We start from the raw sequence: 6,109 nt of genomic DNA, 5'->3' as shown, positions 1-6,109 counted from the left end.
CATTTGGATTGTTTTATAGTGTGTTTGTGAGTGTGATTTTTATTAAACTGTTCTTTATTTTAGGGATACGATAAAAATTCATATTTAATAATACGCTAGACATATTAATAATGCCTTTTATTCATCTCTTTTTTCAATTCTAACCTTTTACCTTAATTATAATATTGTTAGTACTCCTTATATAGATATTAAATTTCTTTCTATAATTAACCAGTTAGCCTACCTCCTAACCTTATTTATATATCTAATTATTTTACTATCCATATATATGTATATCTTTCTATTTGTAGAATACCTTTAACTCAATAATTAAAGACAAATTTCACGGGTTACCTCTCGCGTTAGGGATTGAACGGCTTGTTTGAGCTCTTTTTGTGTTGTTGCACCTATGCAACACAAAAAAGCGAGTAGTGAAAGCCCGACTCTGGCTGCAACACTAAAAGTGCAGCTAGAGTAACGCTCAAATTATTCTATTTAAATTATTACATACATATATATTGTGTGGGTTTGTTTATACTATTATCTTTGCAAGAGATTTAAATTATTTTATGATACATATTACATTACCTGACGGCAGCGTGAAAACGTTTGATGAGAACGTGACACCTATGGATGTTGCGAAAAGTATTAGCGAAGGGTTTGCTAGAAACGTGATTTCGGCAAATTTTAATGGTACAACTATTGAAACTGTTACGCCTTTGACGACGGATGGTTCGCTGGTTTTATATACTTGGAAGGACGATGCAGGGAAAACTGCATTTTGGCATAGTTCGGCTCACGTTTTAGCTCAAGCTATTGAAGAGTTATATACTGATGCAAAGTTAACGATTGGACCTGCTATTGATAATGGGTTTTATTATGATGTAGATTTTGGCGAGCATACAGTTTCGGAAAAGGACTTTAAGGCTATTGAAACCAAGATGTTGGAGATTGCTCGTGGAAAACATGAATTTAAAATGCGTTCGGCTAGCAAAGCGGAGGCTTTAGAGTTATATAAAGGAAACGAATTTAAAACGGAACTTATTGAAAACTTAGAGGATGGCACCATTACATTTTGCGATCACTCAACGTTTACAGATCTATGCCGTGGCGGACATATACCAAATACCGGGATTATAAAAGCTGTTAAAATTTTAAGTGTTGCTGGTGCTTATTGGAGAGGTGATGAAAATAAACCACAATTAACTCGTGTTTACGCAACATCGTTCCCGAAACAAAAGGACCTTACTGAATATTTAGCTTTACTTGAAGAGGCTAAAAAACGCGATCATAGAAAACTTGGTAAAGAATTAGAGTTGTTTACGTTTTCGCAAAAAGTTGGCCAAGGTTTACCGCTTTGGTTACCAAAAGGTGCTGCTTTACGTGAACGCTTAGAAAACTTTTTGAAAGCTGCACAAAAGAAAGCGGGTTACGAAATGGTAATTACACCACATATTGGACAAAAGGAACTTTATGTTACTTCTGGGCATTATGAAAAATATGGAGCTGATAGTTTCCAACCGATAACTACCCCTAAAGAAGGTGAAGAGTTTTTACTTAAACCCATGAACTGCCCACACCACTGTGAGATTTACAACAGCTTTCAATGGAGTTATAAAGATTTACCAAAGCGTTATGCTGAATTTGGTACCGTTTATAGATATGAACAAAGTGGTGAACTGCATGGTTTAACCCGTGTTAGAGGTTTTACTCAAGATGATGCACACATATTTTGTATGCCAGAACAATTGGATAAAGAATTTAAAGATGTTATTGATTTAGTTCTTTATGTTTTTGGTTCTTTAGGTTTTGAAAATTTTACGGCTCAAGTTTCTGTAAGAGATCCTGAAAATCCCGACAAATATATTGGTGATGTTGCCAATTGGGAAAAAGCAGAGCAAGCAATTATTAATGCAGCTACTGATAAAGGATTAGATTTTGTTATTGAAACTGGTGAGGCTGCTTTTTACGGCCCAAAGCTAGATTTTATGGTTAAAGATGCCTTAGGAAGAAAGTGGCAATTAGGTACTATTCAGGTAGATTACAACCTTCCCGAACGGTTTGATTTATCGTATAAAGGCAGTGATAACGAGCTTCACCGCCCTGTTATGATACACCGAGCTCCCTTTGGTAGTTTAGAGCGTTTTGTGGCATTATTATTGGAACATACAGGAGGAAACTTCCCGCTTTGGCTTATGCCTGTGCAGGTAATTATTTTGTCTATTAGTGAGAAATATGAAAAATACTCCGAAAAAGTTTTAAATCTCCTAGAAAATGACGAAATTCGCGCCCTTGTAGACCATAGAAATGAAACTATTGGGAAGAAGATTAGAGAATCTGAAATGCAAAAACACCCGTATATGATTATTATAGGGGAACAAGAAGAGCAAGAAGGCAAAATATCTGTACGCCAACACGGCGGAGCAGATTTAGGAATGATTTCCGTTGAAGACTTCTCTCAGATAATAAAAGAAGATATTAAAAAGACGTTAAAAACGTTTTAAGAATAACATACAATTAAGTTTAATTTAAAATTTTAAGGCCATAGCAATTAGAAGAAGACATCAACCGAGAAGGGTTTCACAAGAGGATAAACACAAGATAAACTCTAAAATTACAGCACAAAAACTGCGTCTTGTAGGAGACAACGTGGAAATTGGTATTTATACCAAAGGTGACGCTATGCGAATAGCTGACACACAAGGACTAGATCTTGTAGAAATATCACCAAATGCTGAGCCCCCTGTTTGTAAGGTTATGGACTATAAAAAGTTTCTTTACGAACAAAAGAAGCGTGATAAAGCTTTAAAATCTAAAGCTACAAAAGTGACTATCAAAGAGATTCGTTTTGGACCTCAAACTGATGATCATGATTACGCATTTAAAAGGAAGCATGCCGAAAAATTCCTTAAAGAAGGCGCAAAACTAAAAGCTTTTGTGTTTTTTAAAGGACGTTCTATTATATTTAAAGAACAAGGCCAAATCCTGTTACTACGTTTAGCTCAAGATCTTGAAGAACTTGGAAAAGTAGAACAAATGCCAAGATTGGAAGGTAAACGTATGACAATGTTTATTGCACCCAAAAAGTAAATTACCCTAATTTATTAGGATAAAGATAAGATGCCGAATCAAATTCGGCAGTACAATAATTAAGCGAAATAATTAAAATCTAGGAGAAAAAAATGCCTAAAATGAAAACAAAATCTAGTGCTAAAAAGCGTTTCAAGCTTACAGGTACTGGTAAATTAAAAAGAAAGCACGCTTTTAAGAGTCACATCTTAACAAAGAAATCTAAAAAGCGTAAGCTAGCTCTGCGACATGATACATTAGTACATAAAGCAGACGAAAGTAACATTAAAACCATGTTGCGTTTAAAATAAGCACAACAAGTTTTAACGTTGGTTAAATAAATTATAAACCCTGGAGTTAGGCTCAAATTTAAGAAGTGTCAATTTATTGGCCGCCTACTACAAAAAAACAATTAAAATTATGCCAAGATCAGTAAATTCTGTAGCAAAAAGAGCCCGTAGAAAAAAGGTTCTAAAACAAGCAAAAGGTTACTTTGGACGTCGTAAAAACGTTTGGACAGTAGCAAAAAATGCGGTTGACAAAGCGATGCAATATTCGTACAGAGACCGTAGAGTAAAAAAGAGAACATTCCGTGCATTATGGATCACGCGTATTAACGCAGGAGCCCGTTTACATGGTTTATCTTATTCTCAATTTATGGGAAAAGTAAAAGCTAACAACATCGAATTAAACCGTAAGGTTTTAGCCGATTTAGCAATGAACAACCCTGAAGCTTTTAAAGCTGTTATCGAGAAAGTAAAATAAGGCGTTTCGCCTATTGTAAAACATATTATTCGCTTAATAAAAAAAAATCCGATTCTTAATTGAATCGGATTTTTTTATACCTGTAATTTAATATCGTTTAAGGTTTCTAAATACCGTTTCTTTATAATATTATAGATAAATTAATTTAGTTATTTGAAAAATAGAAATACAAAGTAATAAGACTCCTATAACTCTATTTATACGTGTTGTTAAATTCTTCACTCTCACCTTTAGTACATCACTAAATTTACCATAACCATATAATACAATAAGTTTACCGAAGTACGCCCCTATTAAAAACAATAGCACCAGTTGATACTCTACTGCAATATTTAAATCGATTATATTTTTATTTAAATACGACATTATGAATATCCAGTAAAATAGAACTGTTGGATTAACTAAACCTAAAAAGAAACCAAGCATTTCTTTTGATATCGGCGTTCTTCTTTTTTTAATAATTATACACTCGTCATTTTCATCTTTAACGCATTCTGTTCTACCTGATAAAAGAACAATACCTACAACTAACAAAATGACCACAATTGTATATTGTAACCAAATATTCATTTTAATAAATACTTCTATTTGGCTATTAAATATAATAGCAAAAACAATTAAAATTAGTTCTGCTAATGCCGCTGTATATATAATTTTTAGTGCATTCTGTACGTTTTCTTTAATAGTTGTATTTATTACCGCAACATTTGTTGTGCCCAAAGGTAACGCTCCAATTACGGCAGCTGTAAAACCAATAAGAAAATAAATTAGTAAATTCATCTATTTAATTTTAATCGAGATGTTTCCAATTATTATCGGCTTTTATTTTTAAACTATTTGGAGACTCATCTAACCAAGAATTAAGTGTATTAATACCCCAAGAATTATAAAAAAGATATAATTTGCCATCCCTTATTTCAAAAGTTTCTGGGTCTATTGAAACCTTTTCTCCTTTTACAGCAACTGCATAAGCGCAGTATCCACCATATTGTGGTATATACATTTCTGGATTATTATTAAAAGTGTTTAAATTCTTCTGTGAATAAAACTTAAACTTTGCTCCTTTATAAGAACTCACATATTTATCACTTCCCTTTTGGGGTGTGCTCTCAAAATATGAAACAACATCAAATCCTTCAATTACGAAACCTTTTTTAGTATTGAAATGAGTTTGTTGGGCATAAATTGAATATCCAAAAACTACGAATAATAAGATAAATATATTTTTCATTTATAAAATGTATTTAATGAAATTTGAAACTTTACGATGGATGTAACCTTGTTTTAATAGTTCTATCCTTTTTTTAATACTTTTAAATAAGTCGATACTAATAGAATTACCTTTCAAGAAATTGAAATAACAAGCATTATTGTTAAGTTTAAACAAGTACAATAATCAATATTTAAAGCTAGTAACAAAAAAACAGCCTATCTAAATTAGATAAGCTGTTTTTTTGTACTTATAATAATGGCTTGTTTGTTAAGATTTATTTAAGCGTTCTATAATAGCGCAACGTAACTAATCTCATAAATTAAATGTAATAATCTACAAACCGAAAGCACTTATAACTATTTCTCTAGAGCCACCATAATCTCGGTGTTCGCATAAATAAATACCTTGCCAAATACCTAAATTCAATTTTCCATTAGTGATGGGTATTTGTACTGAAGCTCCTAATAAAGATGCCTTAATGTGAGCAGGCATATCATCACTTCCCTCATAAGTATGTTTATAATACGGTGCGTTTTCAGGAACCATTTTATTAAAATGACTTTCAAAGTCTGTTCTTACCGTGCTATCTGCATTTTCGTTAATAGACAAACTCGCAGATGTATGCTTTATGAAAACTTGTAGCTGTCCAAAATTAATTTGACTAATTTCTGGAATCGTTCCTAAAATGGTATCCGTTATTAAATGAAAACCTCGTGGATATGGTTTTAATTTAATCTCTTTTTGAAAAATTTTCATTTAAAAGAAAATATATTGAGATTACTTAACATCTTTCGCAATTTCAGCTATAGCCTTTTTAAACTCTTTCCAATCTATTTTTCCGTCGCCATCCTTATCATAACCGTCTATAAGTTTAGATGATACTAATCCGCGGATAAATCCATTAATTTCGGCTTCTTTTAATAATACTACAATTTCACTTTTCGATAATTTACCATCCCCACTTTTATCAAAAAAATTGAAAGCGTCTTCGGGAGTTTTAAAATGATTGGTAAGTACTATTTGTATTTTATTAAGTATTGCTTTTTTTGATGCCATGATTTTAGTTTTTTGAAGTTTATTTAT

The 6,109-nt window shown here is 32.2% G+C and carries 8 protein-coding genes; 4 read left to right on the top strand and 4 right to left on the bottom strand.

The window, feature by feature from the left end:
- Nucleotides 1-548 precede the first annotated feature (548 nt).
- From thrS to rplT, 4 genes are all read left to right on the top strand, one after another.
- Nucleotides 549-2,483 carry a threonine--tRNA ligase gene (gene thrS, locus GQR97_RS12655; protein ID WP_158848926.1) on the top strand — a complete coding sequence of 645 codons (1,935 nt, stop codon included), beginning with the start codon at nt 549-551 and terminating at the stop codon, nt 2,481-2,483.
- A 97-nt stretch (nt 2,484-2,580) separates the two neighbouring features.
- Nucleotides 2,581-3,069, top strand: a complete 489-nt coding sequence (infC, locus tag GQR97_RS12650; protein WP_231961847.1) for a translation initiation factor IF-3 — start codon at nt 2,581-2,583, stop codon at nt 3,067-3,069.
- Between the two features lie 92 nt (nt 3,070-3,161).
- A complete protein-coding gene (gene rpmI / locus GQR97_RS12645) occupies nt 3,162-3,359 on the top strand; it encodes a 50S ribosomal protein L35 (RefSeq protein WP_158848924.1) in 198 nt (65 codons plus the stop codon).
- Between the two features lie 109 nt (nt 3,360-3,468).
- Complete coding sequence (gene rplT, locus GQR97_RS12640; RefSeq protein ID WP_158848922.1) at nt 3,469-3,813, top strand: 50S ribosomal protein L20; 345 nt, start codon at nt 3,469-3,471, stop codon at nt 3,811-3,813.
- A 129-nt stretch (nt 3,814-3,942) separates the two neighbouring features.
- Here the strand turns inward: rplT and GQR97_RS12635 are convergent, their stop codons facing one another.
- From GQR97_RS12635 to GQR97_RS12620, 4 genes are all read right to left on the bottom strand, one after another.
- On the bottom strand, nt 3,943-4,593 hold the full coding sequence (locus tag GQR97_RS12635; RefSeq protein WP_158848920.1) for a LysE family transporter: 651 nt from the start codon (nt 4,591-4,593) through the stop codon (nt 3,943-3,945).
- 10 nt (nt 4,594-4,603) lie between these two features.
- On the bottom strand, nt 4,604-5,044 hold the full coding sequence (locus GQR97_RS12630) for a YHS domain-containing (seleno)protein (RefSeq protein ID WP_158848918.1): 441 nt from the start codon (nt 5,042-5,044) through the stop codon (nt 4,604-4,606).
- A gap of 315 nt (nt 5,045-5,359) precedes the next feature.
- On the bottom strand, nt 5,360-5,782 hold the full coding sequence (locus GQR97_RS12625) for a secondary thiamine-phosphate synthase enzyme YjbQ (protein ID WP_158848916.1): 423 nt from the start codon (nt 5,780-5,782) through the stop codon (nt 5,360-5,362).
- A 21-nt stretch (nt 5,783-5,803) separates the two neighbouring features.
- Nucleotides 5,804-6,082: an EF-hand domain-containing protein gene (locus GQR97_RS12620; protein WP_158848914.1), complete on the bottom strand. Its 279-nt coding sequence runs from the start codon at nt 6,080-6,082 to the stop codon at nt 5,804-5,806.
- Nucleotides 6,083-6,109: the final 27 nt, after the last annotated feature.

The organism is Algibacter sp. L1A34 (genome assembly GCF_009796805.1).
Lineage (GTDB): Bacteria > Bacteroidota > Bacteroidia > Flavobacteriales > Flavobacteriaceae > Algibacter.
The sequence above is the reverse complement of the archived record's forward strand: the minus strand, read 5'-3'. Positions and strand labels throughout refer to the sequence as shown.